This window comes from Paenibacillus sp. FSL L8-0340 (assembly GCF_038593145.1).
Taxonomy (GTDB): Bacteria; Bacillota; Bacilli; order Paenibacillales; family Paenibacillaceae; genus Paenibacillus_AQ.
The window spans coordinates 2598333-2621023 of record NZ_CP151967.1 but is presented as its reverse complement, the minus strand read 5'-3'; the positions used below and the strand labels follow the sequence as shown (position 1 = coordinate 2621023).

Sequence of the window (22691 nt, the reverse complement as noted above, 5' to 3'; positions counted from 1 at the left end):
CCGCAGCTCTCTCCCTTCATTTGTGGGCTTATTATAACATCTGCAGGGGTCACCCGGCTGAAGCTGGAGGAAATTGCATTGTTTTGTCCCATTGCTCCTATAGACCGGGGTTATGATGCACAGATTTGTTCTATGCTTCTACAGCCTATGCCGTTTACGGTATTCCGCCGGACTCATCCCGGTGCTGTTCGTGAACACCCGGCTTAAATAGAATCCGTTCTCATAGCCGCATCTTTCGGCAATCCGGGCCAGGTTCAGTTCACTGTCCTTCAGCAGAAGGCGTGCTTTGGCCAACCGTAGCGATTTCAAATAGGAGGAAGGCGTCTCCTGAAAAGCTGCGCGGAAGCGCCGAGTAAACTGCACGGGACTGAGTCCCAGCTCCCGGGCGAGCTCCAGCAGGCTGAGCGGTTCAGCGGCTCTATCGGCAATGAGGGATGCTGCTTCATCCATCATTGCGTCTTCTGAGAATTTACGCCCTCCGGCTTCCGCCCGGCTCTCCATATGAACCGGCAGCCACAGGTCTTTAATAAGATGCTGCTTCCAATCCCTTGCTGCTGGACTATTGTCTTCACTGAGCTGGCGCAAATAGGCATAGGTCGAGCTTAAACGCTTCGTATCGCTAAGCTGCAGGAGCCCCGGCTGCGGCAGGCTAGCATCATTCTCCGGGGTGAACTGGATGTAATGGAAGGTGAGCGGTGTGATTGTCTCACGAATGAAGGGGGTTCCGGGAGGGCAGACGACCAAATCTGCAAACCCTGCTTCACCGCCATGTTCTCCAATTTCGAAGCGGAACAGCCCCTCCTCTACCGCAAAGGCGACCCAGGAATCATAGCAGTCGCTTGGCAGGGCAAAACTCGTCTTCTGCTTCCAGTAGATATGGTCCAGAAGTTTCATGGCTCCATCCCTTTCTCGAAATAAAGTATATGCTTAATGATATAATCGTGCATTTCAAAAGTAAAGCAGCAGCTTCATTATGAAATTATAGATATGCATTAAGAATATAATCCTAAGAGGTGCTCATTCATGAAGCAGGAGCTAGTGCAAAATGACATTACGGTGATCGGCGGCGGGCTGGCTGGGGTATGTGCGGCAATTGCTGCGGCGAGACTTGGGCAAAAGGTGGCTCTAATCCAGAACCGTCCTGTGCTCGGAGGTAATTCCAGCAGCGAGGTGCGGGTCTGGGTCTGCGGAGCAACAGCACACGGCACGAACCGCTACGCCCGGGAAACGGGAATTATGGGTGAATTGTTCGTGGAGAACCAGTATCGCAATCCGGAAGGTAACCCTTATCTATGGGATCTGGTCGTACTGGAGGCTGTCAAGGCTGAGCCCAATATCACACTCTACCTGAATACGGATGTCCATGAGGTTCTGGCTGAAGGTGACGAGCAGGAGCGGACGATTACTGCGGTCACCGGTTGGATGATGGGTTCGGAGCGGAGAATCACTTTTAAGAGCAGCATGTATCTCGATTGCACGGGTGATGGACTGATCGGATTTCTGGCCGGAGCCAAATTTGCCCTGGGGCGGGAAGCCCGGAGCGAATACGGCGAAGAGTGGGCGCCGGAGATCGCCGATGACATTACGCTGGGCAGCACTATCCTCTTCTATACCAAAGATACCGGCGTACCGGTGAATTTTGTGCCGCCTTCCTTTGCCAAGGACATCTCGCAGACGACGATTCCGATCCGCCGTGTCATTAAGAGCGGTGATTCCGGCTGCCACTACTGGTGGATTGAATGGGGCGGCGAGCATGACGCTGTTCATGACAATGAAATGATCCGCGACGAGCTGTGGTCGGTCATTTACGGCATCTGGGATTATATCAAAAATTCCGGCAAGTTCGGCGCTGAGAATATGACGCTGGAATGGGTCGGCTCACTACCCGGCAAACGTGAATACCGGCGGTTTACCGGAGACTATGTGCTGAACCAGAATGACATTATCGGCCAGCGCGAATTCGCGGACGGCGTAGCCTTTGGCGGCTGGTCGATCGACTTGCATCCGCCGCAGGGGATGTATGCCGACGCCAGCGGCTCCAAGCATATGCATGCCGACGGGGTATATCATATCCCCTTCCGCTCCCTCTATTCCGCCAATGTGCGGAATATGCTGATGGCCGGGCGCGATATCAGCGCCTCCCATGTCGCCTTCGGCACGACACGAGTGATGGCCACCTGCGCCGTGATCGGTGAAGCGGCCGGAACCGGAGCCGCGCTCAGCAGCCGCAAGGGAATCACCCCGCGTCAGCTGCAGGAGCGGCATCTGGAAGAGCTGCGGCAGACGCTGCTGCGCGGCGATGCCTCGATCATCGGGCTGCGCAGCAGCGATGAAGATGATGTCGCCCGCAAAGCGCGGACCACTGCCTCAAGCACGCTGGGCGTGATTGAGCTGGCCCAACCGGGCGAAGCTTATCCGCTGCAGCAGGATGCCGCTGTGCTGATTCCTGCGGATCCGGGAATCAGCGGCTTTCAGCTGCTGGTGGATGCCAAGCAGGCCACTTCGGTTACTGCCGAGCTGTGGGACACCGGGCGCAGGGAAAATTACGTGCCGCATACCCTGCAGGCAAGGGCAACTGCCCACGCCGTAGCCGGTGAGCAGCAATGGCTTACCTTCGATCTGCAGTGGCAGCCGCAGGAGCCGCAAAATGCTTTTATCATCATCAAGGCAAACGATGCGGTCAGTCTGTATCATTCGCAGCAGCCGCATAGCGGCGTACTCGTCTTCTTCAAGGATGAAGAGCCTCAGGTATCTAAGGATCTGGAGGACCACGCCACGGATCAGCCCGTGGTGTTGTGGAAGATGCGGGGCAAAGCCCGCCAGCCGTTCTGCTGCCGGATCGGGTCGCCGACCGACGCCTTCGCAGCGGACAAAGCCGTAAACGGCTATCACCGCCCGTTCGGCGGGCCGCAGCAATGGATGTCGCAGCCGATGGCAGGCGGACAGCCGGAATGGCTGCAGCTGCAGTGGGATTCCGTGCAGTCCATCGCCGAAATCCACCTGACCTTCAACGATGATGTCAACGAAGATCTGGTGAACCTGCATCATCACCGCACGGCTTTTGCCATCATTCCCGAGCTGGTTCGTGACTACCGGGTAGAGGCGTGCGTTACCGGCGGGAAGTGGACTGAGGTTGCAGCCGGAAGCGATAACCGCAAGCGCAAGGTTGTCCACCGTCTGCCGAATCCGGTGCAGGCTGACCAACTCAGAGTACTGATTGATTCGACAAACGGCAGCCGCTATGCGGAGCTTATCGAGATCCGGGTATACGGGGCCGTTCACCAGTAAGCGGTCCGGCATTCCGCAAAGACAAAAAGCAGTATCAGACTTTCGTCCGATACTGCTTTTTGCAATCTGTCTTTGCGTTATTTCTTCGCGATATGCACCTTCAGCAGCTTGCCTTTTACCGTAGTGTCTTTCATCGCTTGCAGCACCAATGCGCCTTTGCCGTTCAGGATGTCTACGTAGCTGACGTTATCCTGGATCGTGATGATCCCGATGTCGTCTGCGGAGATGCCTTCAAGCTTCGCTATGGTGCCGACGAAATCGACGGCTCTGAGCTTCTTTTTCTTGCCGCCGTTAAAATACAGCTTCATGATATTCTCGTTCATGACCTCGGTTTTGCCCGCTTTGCGGACCTGCTGCTTGCCCAGCTTCAGATCGAAGGCCGGTTTGGCGTAGGCCACAGCATCGTCCGAAGGAGCTTTCATTACCGGCAGCCTGAAACCGATATAGCCCTCAATGTCCGCTACCCATTTGTGCTCATTCGGTGTAACGAGCGTGATCGCTTTGCCGCTTTTACCCGCGCGTGCGGTCCGGCCGGTGCGGTGGACGTAGCTTTCTTTTTCCAGTGGAATATCGTAATTGATCACATGGGTGATGTTCTCAATATCAATCCCTCTGGCGGCCACATCGGTGGCAATCAGATAACGGAACTGGCCCCGCTTAAAAGCATTCATGACCTCAAACCGCTCGTCCTGCATCATCCCGCCGTGAATCTTGTCCACCGGATACTCCAGATCGGCCATCCCGCGGAACAAGGCGTTCACCTGATCCTGGGTACGGCAAAAAATAATGCAGCTGTCCGGATTCTCCACGGTGAGCAGATCACACAGCAGCTGGAATTTGGCAGCTTGTCTCACTTCAATCAGCGCATGCTCAATCGACGCTGTCGTGATGCCGCTGGCTTCAATCTCAATATCCGCCGGATTCTGCATATATTTACGGCATAAATTCTTCACCGCCTCCGGCAGTGTGGCGGAGAACAGCATCGTCACCCGTTCCCGGGGCAGCTGCAGGATGATCTTCTCGATCTGCTCAATGAAGCCCATGCTGAGCATTTCGTCGGCCTCGTCGATAACGAGATATTTGATCCGCTGCAGCGGCAGCGTACCGCGTTCAATATGGTCGAACACACGGCCCGGCGTACCTACGACAACATGTGTCTTTTGCGTGAGTTCAATTTTCTGCGGGGCAAACGGCTGTTTGCCGAACAAGGCGACAGCCTTAATCCGTTTGAAGCGCCCGATATTAGTGATATCTTCCTTCACTTGAGCAGCCAGCTCGCGGGTTGGGGTTAGCACCAAAGCCTGCGGCTTGTTCTCCGCCCAATCCACCAGCTCGCAGAGCGGGATACCGAACGACGCTGTTTTGCCGCTGCCGGTCTGCGATTTCACGATCAAATCCTGCCCCTGCAAGGCTACAGGAATCACTTTACGCTGTACTTCAGTCGGCTCCAGATACTTCAGCACATCCAGTGCCCGGATAATCTCTTCATTCAAACCATACTCTTTAAACTGCAGTTCACTCATGTTCACTTCAACCTCTTCTATGCCGATTGTTCCGGTTCAAGCGGGGGTTCCCGCGTTCCTTCCATCTTGTGCATAGTTTCATTATACCAGTTTATGGCTGCCTTGATTCCATTCCTTATAAAATTGCTCCAGAAAGCCCAGCATAAAATCATGCCGTTCTTCAGCCAGCTCGCGGCCATAGGGGGTATTCATCAGGTCTTTCAGTTTCAGCAGCTTCTCATAAAAATGATTGACCGCTGTTCCCTTGGAATAATCGCGGTATTCCTTCTGCAGCGATTCATCGCGCGGCGCGATCTCCGGATCATACACCGGACGTCCCTTCGCACCCGAGAATACCATCGTTCTGGCAATGCCTATGGCGCCAAGCGCATCCAGCCGGTCTGCATCCTGCACAATCCGCCCTTCTAAGGTCGACATCGGTTCTCCTCCACCGCCGCTGAAAGACATCGTCTCAATGATAAGCATGATATGTTTGATTTGGGCTTCATCCGCCAGGTGTTGCTTTAGCCAGTTATGTACTTTATCCAGTCCCGCTTCCTTGGAAGGGTTCAGCTTCTCGTCAGCAACATCATGTAATGTCGCAGCGACCGTACAAATAAAAACATCCCCCTGCTCCATCTCCGCAATCAGCGCTGCCGTATTCCGCACACGTTCTGTGTGAAACCAGTCATGACCGGTGGAATCTCCGGCCAGCTGCTCCTTCGCAAACCTTTCAGACTCGGCAATAAGTTGTGTATGATTCACAGTAAATCCCCCTTTTCGTTCAATTGATTATTCTAAACCATCTGCAGTATCACACTTGCATGGATTTTCACTATCCGCTATAATGTGCTGTAATCCAGTCTGAAAGGGAGTTGATTCCAGTGAACAGCACAAACAGCATTACCATCATACAGAATCAGCTTCATCATCACAAGCAGCGTTAGCACTCCTGAACATCTATCAGGGAGGGCTAACGCATTTCGCGTTTGACCTCCCTGCGGCATTCATAAGCGCGCAGGACCATGAGGTCCGGCGCGTTTTTTTATGCTGAATTATATTTCGAGGTTAAAGGAGCTGCTTAACATGCAAAACATTAAAGGAACCTACGATTATTTCGGCCGGGAGCAAGCGGTCAGACAAAAGGTACAGGCTGTGCTGCGCGGGCTGTTTGAAAGCTATGACTTTGAATCCATGGATACAACACTGCTGAATGAGCTTGAATTACTGACCTCCAAATATGCCGGTGGAGACGAAATCCTCCGCGAAATGTACCGGCTTACCGACCAGGGCGGCCGCAGACTGGGACTGCGCTACGACCTGACGATTCCCTTTGCCAAGGTGATTGCCCTCAATCCGGGGATGGAGTTCCCCTTCAAGCGGTATGAGATCGGCAAGGTGTTCCGCGACGGTCCGGTCAAAAAAGGCCGGCTGCGCGAATTCCTGCAATGTGATGCCGATGTGGTCGGGATTGCCGGTCCGCAGGCTGAAGCAGAGCTGATGCAGCTGGCCGCCGAGGTATTCCGCAGACTGGATATTGCGGTGGTGGTCAAATGGAACAACCGCCGGTTCCTCGGCGAGATTCTGGAATCGGCAGGGGTCCCGGCGCAGGAGCACCTCTCCGTGATGCTGACCCTCGACAAGCTCGCCAAAATCGGCATCGGCGGCGTGCTGGCGGAGTTGTACGATAAAGGACTAACTCCGGAGGCCTTACTGGCGATTACCGCTTTGCTGGAATCCGGCAACCCGGGTTTTGAGGAGCTGACGCGCAAATATGGACTCGCCGGCCGCCCCGGAGCGCTGGAAGTTCTCGCTCTGAAACAGCTGATTGAAGAAATTGGCCTGGACGGCTTCTGTGTCTTCGATCCATTCCTGTCACGCGGCCTATCCTTCTATACCGGGACCGTCTATGAAATCTTCGACGCCTCCGGTGTTTATACGTCCAGCCTTGGGGGCGGAGGAAGATATGATTCCATCATTGGAAAGCTGGTCGGACGGGAGGATATCGAATATCCTACGGTTGGCATTTCATTTGGCATGGAGTCGATCATGGCCCTGCTTGGAGAGCGTCCGGTGCAGCAGGAGCCGCCTGGAGTATGGATCGTTCCCATTGGCGGGAATATGCCTCAGGTCTTGCTCGCCGCTGCAAGGCTGCGGGCCGCAGGCATCCGCGTAACCGTAGATTCCGGTACCCGGAAGCTGAAGAAAACGATGGCCGCAGCCTCAGCAAAAGGCATCCGCTATTGTCTGCTGCTCGGCGAAAGCGAAGCCGCACTCGGCAAGCTCCGTCTCAAGGACATGTCTGCACACAAGGAGGAACTGCTTACCGTGGAGGAAGCAATTTCGCTCATTTCCAGCTAATTCTCCTGGACCCGCAAAATTCCCTCTAATCATTTCACTTCCTCGGGCTTAAGTCACCTCGAACAAAAAGGGAGCACTCTTTAAATATTCCCTGAGATACGCCTGGGAATATGGCTGCTGCTCCCGCAGTCCGGGGACTTCCGCCGGGTTCGAGGCATGATGGCTGTAATTTCCGATCATAATCATAACAAAAAAACATTCCAGTCTACGCACATATCCGCTTTCCAGCTTCTTCCGGCTTGCATAACCTTCAATAAACCGCTTGCGCTGCCCAGGGGAAAGCTCCAATAATGCGGCAGCCAGATCGTAGAGATAGTACCCGTAACCGCATCTCCCAAAATCTATCGGATAGGGCTGCTCCCCGGCAAACACAACGTTTCCGCTATGCAGATCTCCATGAATCAGTCCATATTGATCTTCGTTTGCCTCCATGTCCTCCAGTTCGGAGAGGATTTTTGCAGCAGCTAACTGATAAGTCTTCCACCCCGTTTCAGATACAAACCCGCTGTAATAACGTCCCAGCTTATCCATCTCACGCGTAAAGCTCTGCTCACCCCATACAGGGCGGATAAACCCAGCCGGAGGAACGAATCCGGCAGCGGCGATGTGTAAGTCTCCCATCATAGCTCCCATATCGAATAATCTTTGGTCCGTCATTTGCCCGTCAGCAGGCTCCCCTTCGACCCAGCGGGTAAGTGTAACCCATAAGGAAGAGGCATCCTCCGCGGAATCTGCCTTGAGGATATAAGCGCCTTCTGTATTGGCCACCCCTTCCGGCATAGTCAGTCTCTCCACCCGGTTCAACGCCTGAAGCAGCATCAGCTCCGACTGAATCTCTGCATAGCTCATCCATCGCCCGTGCAGCCGCAGCAAATAGCTTCCGGTGCTTGCCGTCTCAATCTTATAAGTGATGTTATCGGACAGACCAATATATGAAATTGCGGTCCAATCCAGCCCATACTGCGGCAGTGCCCACATCACCATGCTCCTTGCCTGCTCCAACAGAAGCTGTCTATCCTCATCCGTATCACAGCGAAAAGCTTCGAACATTCTGCTTCCTCCTTAACGAATATGTCCGTTTATTATAATGGCAGCGCCGCTTTGCTAATAGATAGACAACTCTTCTAAAGAGATTATTGCACAAAAAAACCGCATCGGACTGTTCATCCCATACGGCATTTTGTGAATCTATTTTTTGCAGTAGATAATTTTTTTGATGCTGTCGTAGGACAGACAAAATTGCTCGGAAAGTTCACGGGCGGTAGCCCCGCCGGCATGCTGCTCCCTGATTTCATTGTTTCTCGCTATCAGATACCTTCGGCTGCCCGAATTCTCGCCCCATTTCTTCCGCACGCCTTCAGGCTTCGGAATATAGAGCATTCCACCGTGAATATATTTCTGAATTTCCTTCAGCAATACTTCCGGCAGAATCACATCTGCGTTAACATATTTCATTTTATAGCCCGCTCCTTAAAATTAGTAAACGTTTTAAGGGAGCAAAGTCTATAGGAGAAACCATTATCTTCTACAAGATAACTTATGCGGTAATCTGCTTACAGCTCTATACAAACAACCGCGGTTGTTAATCTATAGACTTTGCATAGAGCTGTGTGCCGAAACTTGTCATGATCCTGTCTCCCTTCCGCTCAAATCCGGCAATGCTTACATTTAATTTACCATATCATGACTTGAAGATGAAGACGCAGGCCTTCACCCCTTTTTGAAGAAGGCCTTATTATACCTTCATCTGTCTCTTCAAGTACCACTCCCGGTAGTCCTTGGGATTTCTGCCGCTGTACTTCTTGAAGGCGCCTATAAATTCGTCTGTCACGGAATAACCTGCCAGCATTGCGATCTCAGAGCATTTCAGTGCATTTTCCCGCAACTGCTGCTCAGCCTGGGCCATTCTCAATTTAGTGACATAGTCGTTCAAAGGAATGCCAACATGCATTTTGAATATCCGGCTGAGCTCGGTTTCAGATACATGAAATAACGCTGCGAGAGATGGAGCTTTCAAGTCGCAGGCAAAATGTTCTTTCACGTATTTCCTGATAGCCTCGGCCAGCTCTCTTCCACCGGATGCCTGCGTCCTTCTCACTTCCGCCATGACCAGCTGCCCTAGTTCCAGCAGCAATTCCTTTGCATGTTCACTCGATGTGCAGGCGGCAAGCGTCATTTGGCTGTTCCATAAATATTTTTGGAGCGTAGTGCCTCCGTATTCAAATTTCCCTGCAGCTCCACCTAGAATCAGCAGCGTACGCTGCGCCAAAAAGCGGCAAACCTCAAGTTGAGAGGCCGCACCATCCTCCAGAGTGAACAAGGAATCCAGCTCCAGACGGAAAGCAGCACTAGCTGGCTGTTCTAGACTCAACGTCAGCCTCTGCACCGTTGCCTGGTTAAATGCAGTCAACCGGTCACCGGCACGGCTCTGGAGAACCAGCCCTATTGTGCCGCTGCCGGGAATAGCGCTGCGGCTCCCGCTTAAAGCCAGTAAACACGAGGCATAACCGTTCTTTAACCGCTTCAGTCCTTTGTGCTCAGCACCGATTCCTGCGGCAAGCCCCAGCCTCAATTTGCTCTCGATATTCTGCTCAAGCTCTCTGGCGAAGTGCTCAGCTCTGTCATTCTTATGTGACGCATTGTCTTTCATGACAATCAGGAAATACATTACCGGGCTAATGCTTCCGACATCGCAGAACGGATACACGCCCTTCCACCCTGCCGCCGTCCTGTGGCAGATCTGCTGGAAATCCTTGTAAAGCTGATTCCGGCGCTTCCGTGGCTCTCCTATTTCTCCTGCCGGAATCTGCAGCTCTACGGCTGCAAATTGCAGCTTCACTCCCTCATCGGCCAGCGGATGGAGCTGAAGCTGCCGCAGCCGTTGTTTCACCTTCTCCGGACTGAGCCACGCTTCCCGGACCATCTGCAGCAGAAAGCTCTCCTGCATAAGCCGTAGCTGATCCAGCCTGCGTGTTTCTCTATCGTTAGCGGTTAACAGGGGAAATGCTAATCTTGCGCCATCCCCATTCAACTCTGCTTGATTATGGCTGTATTCCTTCTCTTCGTCCCCGAGTGTTATCTTAATCATTACATCCCCCCCATATCAGCGGTTCTCTGCTGTATCCTAACCATAGTATGGTCAAAAATTGGATGTACCTATCAATAGATGTAATGATGATGAACAAAAAAAAGAACCCCGCCAGTGTGGGCGGGGTCTAAGTTATAGCTTTATATTTTAAATTTCTCCACCAGTCCCTGAAGCTCTTTGGCGCTTTGCGTATTTTCGTCGGCCATCTTCGCCTCATCGAATGTCTTCTCTACAATATCCGCCGTCTTCTCGGCAATATCCTGCACGCCGATTGCACCTTCGTTGACAGTAGCTGCCACCTCATTCACCGCAATCGCGATACTTGATACCGTCTGATCCAAGTGATCTGCGGACTCCTCGAACTGGTTCATGAGCGTGTTGATGATGGAGGCGTCACTGTTGTACTGTTCGCTGACCTCTGTCAGGCGCTCATAATCACCCAGCACATTATGGTCAATAAACGTAAGCATGGCTTCAGAATTTTCTTTCATCTGCTCTACGGAAGAGTATACATTCTTGACGACATCCTGAATTCCCGCTGCCGTTTCGGAGGATTTCTCTGCCAGCTTGCGGATTTCACCCGCAACTACCGCAAATCCCCGCCCTGCTTCGCCCGCGCGGGCAGCTTCAATCGCCGCATTTAAGGCGAGCAGATTGGTCTGGCTGGTAATCGACAGAATGGTATCTGCCAGGAGATTGATTTCATTGATCGCGCCCGACTGCTCAATCGCCTTCTCCATTTCGATACGCACCGATTCGTAAATCCGCTTGGCATTGTCCGTAGACTGCACGGCGTCATGCTGCAGCACCAGTGCCCGCTCGATAATTTGGCTGGTCACTTCCGACCCTTCCTTGACCTTTCCGGAGATCATTCGGACATTGTTCTCGATCTCATGAATCGCTGCTGTCATCTCCTCTGTTGAAGCTGCCGTCTCTTCCATACCTGCCGACAGCTGCTCCGTCGTGGCTGAATTGTCATGCGCATTCTCTCTGACATCAATGGACAGCTTCTCCAGCGTTTCCGCATTGTCCAGCACCTTCGTGGAGATGGTGATCAGGCTTTCAGCCATTTCCCGGAGTACAGCGCGGGTATGGAACATGGCTTTGGCAATGATTCCAGTTTCATCTTTGTTCTTCAACAGATACTCATACTGCGCATCGTATTTGAGTTCCAGCTTAGCGGTCTGGTTAATCATCTCTGTCAGCTTGATAATCGGGGAAGAAATTCTGCCGGCAACAAACAATCCAATGATCAGAGTCAGCAGCAGACTCCCCAGACCAAGCAGGATAATATAATGCGTCATATTGTCTACAGGCTGCATGACCTCCCCGACATCACCAGTCAGCACCATTGTCCAGTTCGTTTCGGGAATGACGGTATAAGCAGCTTTTTTCTCCGCATCACCGATGCTATACTGCACTTTGCCGTCTTCAACCTTCTCTCCGGCTTTCACACGTTCCACAACAGCCTTGATCTGCTCATTCTCGACAGGCAAGCCAATCTTCGTCTCATCGGGATGATACAGTATATTTCCGGTCTCATCTACCAGATAGACGTACGAGGAAGGGGCATTTGCCACATTGGCACCGGACAAGTATTTGATAATACTATTCGCATTGACAGCCGAGGCGACAAAGCCGATCATTTGGCCGCCGTTGGTCACCGGTTGCACAAACGCTACAACATAAGCCCCTGTAGCTTTCGATTTCAAAGTTTCACTGATGACCGGGGCACCGGTCTCAATCACGCGCTTTGCATAACTTCTTTCGCTGAAATCCGTACCCACCAGCGCCGTGTCGCTATCTGCTACCGCAATCCCCTTCATATCGGATACAAATATATGTTCAAGATTGCCGGCATCCTTCACGATGCCTTGCAGCCTGGTGTTCACTTCGGCCTGCAGCTTATCTCCATCTGCTATTCCGCCGGTTTTGTTTTGTTGCAGCAGTTCAATAATTTCGGTCTGTCCGGCCACCAGAGCCATATTGCGTTTCTCTTTATCAATCATGGCCGCTATGGTTTCCGCTTTATTGGTGTTGACTTGCTTCATTGCAGATTCGGTAAGGCCCAGAATGGTGTTAGTGGATTTGCTATAGGTGAAAGCCCCCATGATTACAGTAGAAAGCAGGGTAACGGCAATCATCATAACTGACAGCTTCATACGAATTTTCATAATTTTCTACGTCCTTTCATACTGGTCTTATAGTCCTGGTTATCTTCCTATTTCTATGTAATTTGTTACATTTATTATCGGTATTCCTATGAAAACAGTGAAGATGAGATGTAGAATTTCAGAAAATAATAGCGTATTTCGTCGAAGAAAACAGAAAATTACATTCTATATCATTTTTATACAGTTCAAAAAAAGCAGGCCGGAAAGATATTCCGCCTGCTTATCGTTATATTACTTCTATGAGGAGATCTTCGTTTCCGTTGGAGACATTAAGGTTGACTGTGCTACAGTATCTTCGGATTGCATGCGTCTCACCCTTCTGCGGATTACAAATCCTGAGCATGCGGCCAGAATCTGCTGGAAGAGCATCCCGGAAATGACCGGGAGCGCAACAGCAGGAGGGAAATACTTCACCGCCAGCACAGCCCCCGCGCTCAGGTTGCGCATTCCGGAGTTAAACTGCACGGCCACCGAATTTTCATAATCCCAGTGAAAGCGGCGTGACACTAAGGCTCCGATCACATATCCTAGCACAACTGTTCCAAAGGTGACGAATAGGATCAGCGCGAGTTTGCCGTCCGGATGCTTTAAATACCGGGCAATACTGGCGCCGTTAATTGATACAACGATAAAAAGTCCTACTTTGACAAATGGAGCCAGCGGCGGACCATACACTTTCCCGGCCGTTCCCTTCGACCATTGATTCAGCAGCATTCCCGCCAGAGAAGGCAATACGACCATCCACAGCAGCCCCTTCATCATTTCCCCGAGCTGGATTTCCACGCTTGCCCCCATTAGCAAATGCAGTGTACCCGGTACGATCAGCGGTGACAGCAAGGTGTCAATGAGAATCAGCGCTAGCGTAAGTGCCACATTGCCGCCATGCATGGATACCCATACCACGCTGACGACTCCAGTCGGTATGGCGAACAACAGTACATAACCCGTAACCGTATAGGGATCGCCAGGAAAAAAAACCTTCGCCGCAATCCAGCCGATCAGCGGCATAACCACATGCAGAATGACCATCAGAATAATCAGCTTCTGCGGTTTGAGCAGTACGGCCAGCAAATCGCGAAAATTAGACTTGAGACTGCCAATCAGTGTCATGAAGGCAAATATCCACGGCACCAGCCAGGTAAAGGGCAGAAGCCTACTCTCGTTCAGAACGCCAAACGCGATAGCAGCCGGTGTCAGCAGCGGCATTATTTTTTCCAGCAACGTATTGGAACGCAGCAATCCATTCCTTATTCCATTGAGCATCTTCTTCTACCTTCATGTATGCAGCGGCATACAAGCCTTCTCCATAGATTTCACATTACAGACTCTATTGAAATCTTAACAGATTCTCATGATATCTCTGCCTGTTAATCATGGCAATTTGCAGAAAACTACGCCATGCTGTTCGCAATCCCCACGACAATCCAGGACAGAATCAGGATTACGTTGCCCCATAGCAACAGTTTCTCGGGGGCTGCAAACCCTTTCCACTCCCCGTCTCTGAGGCCCCAGGCATTGCTGATAATTAAGGACAAGCCGTTAAAAGGCGAGCCCCCTTAGCGACATAATCTTTGTAAGTCATTGTGGGATGAAATTCACAAGAAATATCTCACGCCGGCCTATCACATCGGCAACAAAAACAGACCGCAGCTGGAATGCCGCGGTCCTGTCTGCTGCTGAGCTGCTGAACCGGCTCCTCCAAGCTGAATCCGGTTCGTCGCAGCTCTCTATAGGCCTTGCGGAAACAACGCGTCCAGCGCCGGGCAAGGCTGCTTCTCCAGAAACTGCGAGAGCGGCTCAGGCATGTTGCTGTACAGCTCGTTCAGCGAGGTTCCCTGATAAATGTTGCCGATGATTACCGGGTGGCAAAGCTCGGAGATCAGAATATCGCCGTTGCCATGCAGGTGCAGCTGTTTCTTGCCTTCTATGCAATGCGGGAAATATACCCCAGGCTGCTCTTGGAAACCAAGCGCTTCCATAAAGCGGTCCATACAGGTGAAGTAGAGCGTTGTATCTTCTTTTTTGCGGTCAATCAGCTCATTCACGGCATTCTTCAGCTGTTCGCGGGCAGCAATGGCTTTCCAGCCGGTATGGCCCATGATGATGCTGTTCTGAATCTCGTGCGTTCTAACGCCCATAGAGTAGACATGATCGCTGATTTCTTTCATATTGTCCTGTGTTTCATTGAACAGCAGCGTTTCCAGCACGACATCCACACTTGTCTTGGCGAACATCGTGATGTTCTCTCTGATTTTGTCATAGACGCTTGGATGAATGTTGTAATAACGGGAGAAAGCATCCGCTGTCGTAAAATTGAACGAGATATGGATCGTAGTCAGCCCGGCAGACACCAGTTGTTCGATGCGCTCCGCATTCAGCAGACTACCGTTGGAGTTCAATTGGGTCTGGATGCCCCGGGAAGCGCAGTAGGATACAATTTCAACGCAGTCCTGAAACTTCAAGGTGACTTCACCGCCGGAGAGGCGGACCCGCTTCAGCCCGGGAAGCTCCTCCAGGATACGGATAACCTCCTTGCCATTGATGCTCTGCCCGTCGTTTCTATTATATGCACAGCAGTAATCACAGCGGAAATTGCAGTTCGAGGTCACGCCAACCTCCAAACCTTCCAGTTCATACGTCAGCGGTTTGTCCAGCTCCAGTGATTTATATTTCATGCTCATGTTTGATAAGCCTCCTGAAAATAAGATTTCCTGCTCAAGGGTCAACCTTAGAGATTATAAAGGTTTGCAGCTCAAGTTAATGTGATATTTGTTGTATAAAGAACGCAATCTACACTGCTGCCTTCCCTGGAAATAGCAAGAAGAGGCTGCCCGGCGGGCAGCCTCTTCTTCCAAACCGACTCACATTATCTTCAATCTTCGGATTCAATCTATGATTTCCGGCAACTCTACCATTCTACAACTCTACCGATTTGCTCATCTCATTCCAAACAGGCTGTCCGATCAGTCCAAGCCGCCAGATGGCGATGCCTTTGAGGCCATACCGTTTGGCCAGTCCAATCTTGGCGTTGACGGAGGTTGCATTCTCACTGTATACGGAGATTCCGAGCACCAGCTTACTTTTATCCACCTGCTGCAGGGCCAGACGAATGCCTTCATCCACTTTGTTCATCGGCTCCGGACCTGACTCATCCTCATACGCATAAGCCATAATCACCAAATCATCGGCCAGCGATGCCAGCGTCTTATAATCATACCCTTTGTAGGAGCCGTTCAGCGGGGGAAGAATAACGGTCAGCTTAAGACCTGCCGCCCGCGCCATTACGGATAATTTTTTGACAAAAACATTATATTGGCTCTGTACCAGCTTCTTGTCGCCGGTCATCCCCAGCCCTTCCAGATCAAGCCCGATTCCCTTAAAGCCTTTCTGTGAAGCCAAATCAACAATGCTGGTAATCGTCTTCTGCTGAAGCTCAAGATCTTCCATATTCTTGGTCAGCTCCAGCTCTTTGTCCCCGGAATAAACCATCAGGTAAGGCGTGGTGCCTCCAGCAGCGGCATTCTGGACGATGGACTCCGGTGTCACATCGCCGTCAGCCTTCGGCCACCAGAAATCCGTACTGGCCGTAGTAAATTGTCCGCTGCGGTCGATCCGGCTCCACCCAAAGGCGACCGCGCTAAAATCAGGAATACGCGAAACCTCGCTATAGGCTCCCTGCGCATAAAATCCGAGCGTATACATATCCTTCTTCGGCGAAGTGATCGATACAGTTTTGCTCGCCTGATTCCAAGATACCGCTGCGCCAAATTGCTGGCCAAAGAAGCTGAGCGGGATCATCGTGGTGCCCCGGATATTTTGCGGAGCTACAGCCAGCTTCACGGTTGCGCCGTTCACCGCTGCATCTTTGCTGCCGAGTGTAAGGATAACCTTAGTGTTCCCGGCGGCACCGCTTGTGGCTGCTGTGATTTTACGTGCGGCCTGGTCCCATACCACCGGAATTCCCAAAGCTTCCGCGATCGCCCGGAACGGAACCATCGTTGTTCCGCTCATCACCGCAGGTTCAACCGGAAAAGGCAGCGGATATCCGTCCAGCATAATGCTGACACCCGCCGGGGCAGCCTGAGTCGGCTGGGCAGGCAAAGCGGCAAAGCCGCTTACAGAGATTGCTGCACATAATAGCAGCTTAGTTAAGCGTTTCATGTATAAATTCTCCATTCTATGATAGGATGACGAGTCTCTCAAACCTAGTTCAGTTCCGTCTACCATTTTACCAAAATAGTTATTTTTAGCAAATTAATAGATTGTAACTATCACATAAACGCGCTCAAAAAGACGCCGACAGCCCGTTCCGCATCCACATCAACGGCAACCTCTATGAATTCACCGGCTTTGGGCTGTGCCCGCAAATCGGCAACGACCATTCCGGCGGTATGCTCACCCCGGGTCTCCACGCGGACCTTCATCTGGCGGCAGGTCAGCAGGTCCGGCTGCAGCGCAGCCATCAGGGCCAGCGGATCATGCAGCGGTGCCGCACCTATCAGATAATTCGCTTCACGGTAGAAATTAAAATAATACTTCAGGGATTCGTCCATGAAGTCAATCAGGGCTTTGTTCTCTTCCTTGCCGAACTGCCTCAGAAGCTCCAGATGCTCTGTGGTGATGAGCGTCTTCAGCGTAACATCCAGCCCGACCATCAGCACGGGAAGCCCGGAGGTGAATACACGGTCGGCCGCTTCCGGATCTCCCCACAGGTTCGCTTCCGCAACCGCCGTAACATTGCCGGGCTTAAAGACGGTACCGCCCATGGCGACTACTTTCTTAAGTTTCCCGGTTAGAGCCGGGTCCAGGTCAAGCGCCAGCGACAGGTTGGTCAACCGTCCCAGCGTTACGAGTACAATCTCGCCGGGATTCTCATCCGCCAGGCGGACAATAAATTCGGCTGCCGTTTCCAGCACCGGCCGCTGAGACGATGGAGGCAGCTGAACACCGCCAATCCCGTTCCCACCGTGCACATGGGTCGAGAAGCCGCCCAGCTCGCGGACGAGGGCTTGGGACGCGCCAAGGGCTACGGGAATCTCATAACCGGGATTGGCCAAAGCCAGCAGCCTGAGTGTATTATCTGCCGCCTGAGCGACATCAATATTCCCGAATACAGTAGTGATTCCTTCCACAACCACATCTGGAGTCCGCAGGGCATATAATATGGCCAATGCGTCGTCAATGCCGGTATCACAATCAATAATTATGCGGGTTGTACTCATCTCTATTTTTCCCACTCCCATTATGTATCCATATCATAGATTTCATCTTAACACGGGTATCCCAAGGGCTCAATGCCAGGACTGGTCAATGGGATACATTAAAATGAAAGCGTATCAGCAGGCGCAAAAAAGCCCGCCGTATCCTCTGAACATGGCAGTGTTCAAAAGAGATACGGCGGGCTTATCGCTAACGCGTAAACCCTTATTTTACATAAGGTGCTGCAGCCTGACTGAAACGCTCCAGTGCTTCGGCCAGAATAGAACGCGGGCAAGCCAGATTAATCCGCAGATGCCCTTGTCCCTCCGTGCCAAAGACTGATCCTTCATTAAATGCCACTTTGGCTTCGCGGTACATCAGATTCTTCAGACCCTCAGTGTCCAGTCCAAGTGCGCGGCAATCGATCCACAGCAGGTAAGTAGCCTCTGGCGTCATTGGTTTCACCTGTGGCATGTGCTCCGCGAGGTAGCCGATGGCATATTCCGCATTGCCGCTGATATGCTGTATAAGTTCATCCAGCCATTCTCCACCTTCATTGTATGCCGCTTCCACAGCCTCTGGTGTGAAAAAAGCCGACATGTGCAGGCTGAGCGTCTTAAGCTTGTACTCAAATTTCCGCTGCAATTCCGGATTGGAGGTTACGATGTAAGAGGTCTGCAGGCCCGGCAAATTAAACGTCTTGGTAGCGGCCAGCGTGGTCAGTGTAATATTCGACAGCTCCTCCGACAAGGAAGCGAACGGAATATGCTTGTGGCCCGGCATAGCCATATCACAATGGATTTCATCCGAGATCACCGTTACCCCATACTGCAGGCACAGTTCTCCAAGACGCAGCAGTTCTTCCCGCTCCCACACCCGGCCTCCCGGATTATGCGGGCTGCACAGCAGCAGCAGCTTGGCGCCACCGGCCATCAGCTCTTCCAGTTGGACATAATCCATAACATAATGGCCGTCTTCGAGTTTCAGCGGATTAATGGCCACCTTGCGGTCATTCATCCGGATCACATCATAAAAAGGATAGTAGACGGGCGACTGCAGAATCACCTGATCTCCCGGCTTGCTGAACAGCTCTACCGACAGGCTGAGCGAGGTAACGATTCCGGGGGAATCCGTAATCCAGTCCTTTTGAATCTCCCAGTCATGGCGTCTGCGGTACCAGCCGGCAATCGCCTCTTTATAGGAATCACTCGTCACGCTATAGCCGTATATTCCCTCCTGAACGCGCCGAAGAATCGCTTCTTTCACGGCAGGCGGGCTCTCAAAGTCCATATCCGCTACCCAGAGCGGAAGAATCTCCTTGTCTCCGAACAGCTTCTCGGACTGATCCCATTTGTAGGAGCGGGTATTGCGGCGGTTAACTACTTTGTCAAAGTTATACTTCAAGTGAGGTTCCTCCATCCATTACGGCTTTTCAGATTATTGTATCACAGGGGACATCTTCAGGCACCTCTCGCATTAACTCCTATCCATCAAGTGGAAACGGCTCGCCGTCTTCAAAAGGACGGTATCCGTTCAGTGAGAAATAGAAGGATAATTTATAGCGTGAAGCATATAAATTCTATACTTCAAAAAAGGCCAACCGGATTCCTCCGATTGACCTTCAACTTCACTTCTCCACCGGAACCCGCTGGATTGACTTCCCTACCTGCTTCAGAATCTCCGCCATCGAAGCCGCATCATTCACATCATAATCGTCAATATTCAGGCGCAGCACCGGGCAGGCGCTGAACTCGCCAATCCACTGCGAATAACGCCCGTGCATATGCTCCCAGTAGGAGACATCGGTCTGAATTTCCATCTCGCGGCCACGTTCATTGATGCGGGTCAGGATCGACGGCAGGCTGCCTTCAATATAGATCAGCACGTCAGGATGCGGGAAATAGGGCGTCATCACCATAGCCTCGTACAGGCTGGTGTATGTTTCGTAGTCCGTTTTGGACATCGTGCCCTGATCGGCATGCATTTTAGCGAAAATTCCGGTGTCCTCATAAATGGAGCGGTCCTGCACAAACCCGCCGCCCAGCTCGAACATTTTCTTCTGCTCCTTGAAGCGTTCGGCCAGGAAGTAGATTTGCAGATGAAAGCTCCATCGTTCAAAATCATGGTAGAACTTCTCCAGATACGGATTGTGGTCTACCTGTTCCAGCGAAGTCTGAAAATTGAGACGTTTCGCCAAAGCTCCGGTCAGTGTGGACTTTCCGACACCTACCGTACCGGCTACTGTAATAATTGCGTTATCAGGGATGTTGTATGGGTTCATTTCATAAGCTCCTTTAGGTGGTCGGCGATTGCGGCAAAGTCTTCTTGGTTTCCCACAAAATCTACCTTAGTTCCGTCGATAGTCACAATAACGGTTGACGGTTCGCTGACGGCCAGAGAAGCCATCGCATCGTCGTAATCCTCTATTAATTGCTGCAGATATGCAGGAGCAATCTCCTCTTCGAACGGGCGGCCGCGCTTGGCGATTCTGGTAAGCAGCGTATCAAGATCCGCTCTGATATAAAGAATGATATCCGGTTTCGGCAGATCATCAGTCAGCACATGATAGATTTCGCGGTATTTGTCACGTTTGGTGCCTTTCAGCGTCCGCTCGCCAAAAATCAGGTTCTTATAAATATGATAATCCGAAATAACCGGCTTGTTCTTAGCGATGTACTCGTTCACGGTATCTTCAAGCTGCTTATACCGGTTGCAGAGAAAGAACATTTCAAGCTGGAAGCTCCAGTCGTCCATGTTTTGATAGAACTTGTCCAGGAACGGATTCTCCTCCACAATTTCTTTGATGACCGGAAGCTGCAATTCACCGGCCAGCATCGTGGCAAGTGTTGTTTTACCGGCTCCGATCGGGCCTTCCACTGCTATAAAGGGTGCATGTTTCATTAACGCTGATTTCCTCCTCAGGTACGGACAATGCCGGGTAAAGCATGCTGTGATTATTCCATTAAAAAACAGACTAAACTATTGTATCACAGGAGGGCTTTCTGTGAACGGATGAATTCGTGATTTTTACAATCATGAGGTATTAGATCGGTTAGGAAACTTTTTAACCAGTCCTTGCGTCTAACCTTACAGATTGTTTTATTTCCTATATAAGTCAATTACGCAAATTACCGAGGAGGATTTCCGTGAAGAAATGGACGATGACTTTATGCTTGTTGCTGAGCTTAACCGCTTCAATGGCTTCAATACATGCATCTGCTGCCGGGACTGCCGGGACTGCCGAAACTACTGCCACAACAGCCGCAGCAACAGTGCAGGCAACTGCCGGCATTAAGTCCTATGGACCAGAATACCTGATTAAAAATGACGGAAGCCTTTGGATATGGGGTGACACTAAATCGGTGCCTACTCTGCTTCCGGGGCTGAAGGATGTACAAGCCGCCTATGGGTTTGGCCTACAGGCCGGAGGGCTGGCTGTCACAAAGGATAATGCCGTGTGGCGGTGGCAGACCAACCCTAAGACTCTGGCGGTGGAAGTCACTCCTGTGCAGGAACTGACCAGTCTAACAGAACTTTCTACGCTTTGGAACCGCTACATAGCTATAGATGGAAATGGCGCGGTATTCAGCTCTCCCCGAGTATCAGACGAAGACAAATCTCCCCGCTTTACAGCTGTTCCCGGCATAGATAATGTCGCTGCAGTAAATGGTTATAGTGAATGGGATGGAAACAAAAGCTTGGAACGTATCAACTTCCTGAAAAAAGATGGCACTGTATGGACCTCCCGCGATGGGCTGTCCACCTTTGAGCCTATCCAGAATTTGACCGATATCCTCCAGCTGACGCAGCAATATGCGCTTAAAAAAGACGGTACACTCTGGACCTGGCCTATACAGTCCTATGACTCCCCTAATTCCGGAAAGCCGTTTCCGTCTGTTCTATCCGCTTCTCGGATGACAGGATTGACAGATATCCGCTCGATTCATGGCAACTCGCGGACCATGCTGGCCATCGATGGTCAATCACGCCTGTGGTTCTGGGGCTCCACCGTAACGGGCTGGTCCGACGGAACCAATTATCATGAGCAGAAAGTTCCCGTGTGCTTTACAGGCATCAAGAACGTGACCGGTGCCTACTTCATGGAACGCTCAATCGTCGCCCTGACTTCGGATGGCAATGCTTACTCTGCCTCCCTTGAAGGCGACTCCATGCCAGCGGCTGCGAAGTTCACCCTCCTGGCCTCTGATATCACATCTATTCAGGAAGGTGAGCGTCATCTAATTTTGCAAAAAAAAGACGGGTCCCTCTTTGGCTGGGGCGTCAACAAAGACGGACAGCTGGGGTATGGTGAGTATGAGTTCAGCTATAAAATACCCGTTCCCGTGCAGAAGCCGATTGCAGTATCCTTGAACGGCGAACGGGTTGCTCTAACGAACGGTGTAATTACCCGGGGCGGGGAGAATTTTATCCCACTCCGTTCATTGTTTGACAAGATGGGGGCCAATGTCTCTTACAAAGAAGATACGAAGAGTGTCCCTTCAGGCAAAGCAGGAGGAACAACAACCACTGTGGATAAAAAAGTGACGATTACCCGCGCCGCCGGTGATAAACCCGCCATCTCCATCACCATCAATTCTGTTACAGGGGTTACGACCGTGAACAACAAAACGGTAACTCTTGCAAACCCGCCGTTTGTCGTATACGGGACGATTTACCTGCCGCTGCGCTTTATCAGCGAACAGCTTGGCGCAACAGTCAATTGGATGCCGCAGGAAGAGGAGATTGCAATCACCTACAAATAGATCTCCACGGTCTCAACCTTATCTTTTAGCCGATCTAAAGCCAGTCCAAAAGCAGAAAGCGGGCCTCCGCTCCACTTTTCGTGGAAGCAAGGTCCGCTTTTTCCTGGGGTTTATCAATTCAGGATTTCCTCTACTGTAAGCTTCTGTTAAGCTCACCAGTCAGTCTTAGCAACAATAACGGGCAAAGCTCCCGGTATTGTTGTATCCCATCCCTCTGTAAGACCATTGCGGGAATTTCTCCCGCTAATTTGAGCCGTTTCACTGCATCGGGCCATTTGGTTAAATAAGGCGGGAGAAATTCCCGTTAGTTACTCAG

18 protein-coding genes are annotated in these 22691 nt (G+C 51.5%); 3 read left to right on the top strand and 15 right to left on the bottom strand.

Annotated elements, in window-relative coordinates; genetic code table 11:
* Positions 1–138: 138 nt before the first annotated feature.
* On the bottom strand, positions 139–894 hold the full coding sequence (locus tag NST07_RS11535) for an AraC family transcriptional regulator (protein WP_341091749.1): 756 nt from the start codon (positions 892–894) through the stop codon (positions 139–141).
* Positions 895–1023: 129 nt separating this feature from the next.
* Here NST07_RS11535 and NST07_RS11530 point away from each other — a divergent pair, with 129 nt between their 5' ends.
* Positions 1024–3288: an FAD-dependent oxidoreductase gene (locus tag NST07_RS11530; protein ID WP_342481610.1), complete on the top strand. Its 2265-nt coding sequence runs from the start codon at positions 1024–1026 to the stop codon at positions 3286–3288.
* 77 nt (positions 3289–3365) lie between these two features.
* On the opposite strand, the gene NST07_RS11525 is transcribed toward NST07_RS11530, so the two are convergent.
* Positions 3366–4811, bottom strand: a complete 1446-nt coding sequence (locus NST07_RS11525; RefSeq protein WP_341091747.1) for a DEAD/DEAH box helicase — start codon at positions 4809–4811, stop codon at positions 3366–3368.
* 81 nt (positions 4812–4892) lie between these two features.
* On the bottom strand, positions 4893–5555 hold the full coding sequence (locus NST07_RS11520) for an HD domain-containing protein (RefSeq protein ID WP_342481609.1): 663 nt from the start codon (positions 5553–5555) through the stop codon (positions 4893–4895).
* A gap of 321 nt (positions 5556–5876) precedes the next feature.
* Here NST07_RS11520 and NST07_RS11515 point away from each other — a divergent pair, with 321 nt between their 5' ends.
* The gene (locus NST07_RS11515; protein WP_342481608.1) at positions 5877–7151 is read left to right on the top strand and encodes a histidine--tRNA ligase; all 1275 of its coding nucleotides are present in this window, start codon (positions 5877–5879) and stop codon (positions 7149–7151) included.
* A gap of 48 nt (positions 7152–7199) precedes the next feature.
* On the opposite strand, the gene NST07_RS11510 is transcribed toward NST07_RS11515, so the two are convergent.
* From NST07_RS11510 to NST07_RS11455, 12 genes are all read right to left on the bottom strand, one after another.
* A complete protein-coding gene (locus NST07_RS11510) occupies positions 7200–8201 on the bottom strand; it encodes a phosphotransferase (protein WP_342481607.1) in 1002 nt (333 codons plus the stop codon).
* A 138-nt stretch (positions 8202–8339) separates the two neighbouring features.
* Entirely contained in the window at positions 8340–8606 is a 267-nt protein-coding gene (locus NST07_RS11505) for a CD3324 family protein (protein WP_342481606.1), read from the bottom strand.
* A 280-nt stretch (positions 8607–8886) separates the two neighbouring features.
* A complete protein-coding gene (locus NST07_RS11500; protein ID WP_342481605.1) occupies positions 8887–10239 on the bottom strand; it encodes an AraC family transcriptional regulator in 1353 nt (450 codons plus the stop codon).
* Between the two features lie 140 nt (positions 10240–10379).
* Positions 10380–12413 (bottom strand): methyl-accepting chemotaxis protein, encoded by a 2034-nt coding sequence (locus NST07_RS11495; protein WP_342481604.1) that lies wholly within the window; start codon positions 12411–12413, stop codon positions 10380–10382.
* 237 nt (positions 12414–12650) lie between these two features.
* Positions 12651–13652: a bile acid:sodium symporter family protein gene (locus NST07_RS11490; protein ID WP_342481603.1), complete on the bottom strand. Its 1002-nt coding sequence runs from the start codon at positions 13650–13652 to the stop codon at positions 12651–12653.
* A 152-nt stretch (positions 13653–13804) separates the two neighbouring features.
* Positions 13805–13948 (bottom strand): hypothetical protein, encoded by a 144-nt coding sequence (locus tag NST07_RS11485; RefSeq protein ID WP_342481602.1) that lies wholly within the window; start codon positions 13946–13948, stop codon positions 13805–13807.
* 192 nt (positions 13949–14140) lie between these two features.
* Positions 14141–15094 (bottom strand): radical SAM protein, encoded by a 954-nt coding sequence (locus NST07_RS11480; RefSeq protein ID WP_342481601.1) that lies wholly within the window; start codon positions 15092–15094, stop codon positions 14141–14143.
* 235 nt (positions 15095–15329) lie between these two features.
* Complete coding sequence (locus NST07_RS11475; RefSeq protein ID WP_342481600.1) at positions 15330–16574, bottom strand: stalk domain-containing protein; 1245 nt, start codon at positions 16572–16574, stop codon at positions 15330–15332.
* Positions 16575–16684: 110 nt separating this feature from the next.
* Positions 16685–17635 (bottom strand): nucleoside hydrolase, encoded by a 951-nt coding sequence (locus tag NST07_RS11470; protein ID WP_341091734.1) that lies wholly within the window; start codon positions 17633–17635, stop codon positions 16685–16687.
* 202 nt (positions 17636–17837) lie between these two features.
* Entirely contained in the window at positions 17838–19016 is a 1179-nt protein-coding gene (locus NST07_RS11465; protein ID WP_342481599.1) for a MalY/PatB family protein, read from the bottom strand.
* A 223-nt stretch (positions 19017–19239) separates the two neighbouring features.
* Positions 19240–19893 carry a deoxynucleoside kinase gene (locus NST07_RS11460; protein WP_038589434.1) on the bottom strand — a complete coding sequence of 218 codons (654 nt, stop codon included), beginning with the start codon at positions 19891–19893 and terminating at the stop codon, positions 19240–19242.
* A complete protein-coding gene (locus NST07_RS11455) occupies positions 19890–20513 on the bottom strand; it encodes a deoxynucleoside kinase (protein ID WP_341091730.1) in 624 nt (207 codons plus the stop codon). Before NST07_RS11455 ends, NST07_RS11460 begins: the two co-directional genes overlap by 4 nt.
* Before the next feature lie 245 nt (positions 20514–20758).
* Between NST07_RS11455 and NST07_RS11450 the strand changes: the two genes are divergently transcribed.
* Entirely contained in the window at positions 20759–22375 is a 1617-nt protein-coding gene (locus tag NST07_RS11450; RefSeq protein WP_342481598.1) for a stalk domain-containing protein, read from the top strand.
* Positions 22376–22691: the final 316 nt, after the last annotated feature.

Coding starts and splice junctions, on each gene's coding strand:
- NST07_RS11495 (WP_342481604.1), bottom strand. CDS start 12,413: ATGAAAATTCGTATGAAGCTGTCAGTTATGATGATTGCCGTTACCCTG.
- NST07_RS11460 (WP_038589434.1), bottom strand. CDS start 19,893: ATGAACCCATACAACATCCCTGATAACGCAATTATTACAGTAGCCGGT.
- NST07_RS11525 (WP_341091747.1), bottom strand. CDS start 4,811: ATGAGTGAACTGCAGTTTAAAGAGTATGGTTTGAATGAAGAGATTATC.
- NST07_RS11475 (WP_342481600.1), bottom strand. CDS start 16,574: ATGAAACGCTTAACTAAGCTGCTATTATGTGCAGCAATCTCTGTAAGC.
- NST07_RS11455 (WP_341091730.1), bottom strand. CDS start 20,513: ATGAAACATGCACCCTTTATAGCAGTGGAAGGCCCGATCGGAGCCGGT.
- NST07_RS11530 (WP_342481610.1), top strand. CDS start 1,024: ATGAAGCAGGAGCTAGTGCAAAATGACATTACGGTGATCGGCGGCGGG.
- NST07_RS11500 (WP_342481605.1), bottom strand. CDS start 10,239: ATGATTAAGATAACACTCGGGGACGAAGAGAAGGAATACAGCCATAAT.
- NST07_RS11515 (WP_342481608.1), top strand. CDS start 5,877: ATGCAAAACATTAAAGGAACCTACGATTATTTCGGCCGGGAGCAAGCG.
- NST07_RS11470 (WP_341091734.1), bottom strand. CDS start 17,635: ATGAGTACAACCCGCATAATTATTGATTGTGATACCGGCATTGACGAC.
- NST07_RS11480 (WP_342481601.1), bottom strand. CDS start 15,094: ATGAGCATGAAATATAAATCACTGGAGCTGGACAAACCGCTGACGTAT.
- NST07_RS11510 (WP_342481607.1), bottom strand. CDS start 8,201: ATGTTCGAAGCTTTTCGCTGTGATACGGATGAGGATAGACAGCTTCTG.
- NST07_RS11535 (WP_341091749.1), bottom strand. CDS start 894: ATGAAACTTCTGGACCATATCTACTGGAAGCAGAAGACGAGTTTTGCC.
- NST07_RS11505 (WP_342481606.1), bottom strand. CDS start 8,606: ATGAAATATGTTAACGCAGATGTGATTCTGCCGGAAGTATTGCTGAAG.